The sequence below is a fragment of the Mesorhizobium sp. M0898 genome (assembly GCF_040319695.1).
GTDB lineage: Bacteria > Pseudomonadota > Alphaproteobacteria > Rhizobiales > Rhizobiaceae > Mesorhizobium.
Map to the genome: position 1 here is coordinate 1 of NZ_JAMYOE010000122.1, position 1,430 is coordinate 1,430.

The 1,430-nt window shown below is 60.9% G+C and carries 1 protein-coding gene; it reads left to right on the plus strand.

Going from position 1 to position 1,430, the window contains the following annotated elements; all coding sequences use genetic code 11:
• Window positions 1-144: 144 nt before the first annotated feature.
• Window positions 145-1,170: an IS110 family RNA-guided transposase gene (locus NKH90_RS34495; protein WP_352823771.1), complete on the plus strand. Its 1,026-nt coding sequence runs from the start codon at window positions 145-147 to the stop codon at window positions 1,168-1,170.
• Window positions 1,171-1,430 lie beyond the last annotated feature (260 nt).

Consider the following 1,430-nt stretch of genomic DNA (forward strand, 5'->3'; position numbering starts at 1 on the left):
TTTCAAACATGGGGTAATCGCGGAGCGAGTCGCCCTGAAGCCGGAAACGGTCACATATTGAAGAGCGGGTGGTTGTTCCCCGATAGGATGGAAGTACGGGCTCACGACTGGACGCCGGGCCCAAGCATCGAACGGAGAACAACCATGAGTGAATATATCGGTCTCGACGTGTCGTTGAAAGAGACGGCGATTTCTGTGCGGCGTGGCGGCAAAAGGATCTGGCGCGGCAAATGTCCCTCTGATCCGAGCTTGGTCGCGGACGTTCTCCGCAAGCGGGCGCCAGCGGCCAAGCGGGTAGTGTTCGAGACCGGCCCCTTGTCGGTGTGGTTCTATCATGCCTTGAGCGCCGAAGGACTTCCGGCGATCTGCATCGACGCCCGGCATGCCAAGGCCGCGCTGGACATGGCGCCGAACAAAACGGACGCAAACGATGCCGACGGCTTGGCGCATCTGGCCGAGGTCGGCTTCTACCGCGAGGTGCGGGTGAAGGGCTATGACAGCATGCTGAGCCGCACGCTGGTGGCCGCGCGGAGCCGGCTGGTCAAGATCACGACCGAGCTCTCCAACCAGATCCGCGGGCTCATGAAGACGTTCGGGCTGATCATTCCGCGAAGCAAGGGCAGCAAGTTCGAAGCCGACGTCCGGCGCCTGCTGGCCGGTCAGGAAGAGCTTGCCCGGATTGTCCTGCCCCTTCTCGAGGCTTGGCTCAGCATGCGCGCCCGCGCTGCTGAACTTGGACAGCAGCTCGTCGCCAACGCCCGGCACAATGACGCATGCCAGCTGTTGATGTCGATCCCCGGCGTCGGCACCATCACTGCGACTTCATTCATCGGCGCCATCGAGGATCCATCGAACTTCAAGACATCGCGCGCTGTCGGCGCGTGGCTGGGTTTGACAACCCGACGCTATCAATCCGGCGAAGTCGATTATGATGGTCATATCTCGCGGCGTGGGGATCCTCATCTGAGAGGGCTTCTCTATGAGGCCGCAGTCGTGATTCTGACGCGCAGCCGGGCTGACAGCAGTCTGCGCACATGGGGGCTGAAGCTGCGTGAGAAGATCGGCTTCAAGCGGGCAGCTGTCGCTGTCGCCCGCAAGCTCGCTGTCATCATGCATGCGATGCTAAAATCCGGTGAGTTGTTCAACCGGGAAGAAGCCATCGTGGCCTGACCATAAGGAAGTTCGAATGCGCCTACCCGAGGCGTAACGAGGCGTCCCTGCCAGGACGTGGGCCGAGCCATTCCGCTGTGTCAGTTGCATCGTTGGCGTCACAACGCTCGCGATTGCGTTTCAAACCTTGGAAGGCTCCATCCCTCGCGAAGCCCATCATGCGGCGGCTTCATGTCGACCGCGAAGACGACCGTGCTCCCGGCAAACGACACCTCAATACAAATTTGGGCTTGCATTTCGGTCCGCGATTAGACGACTGA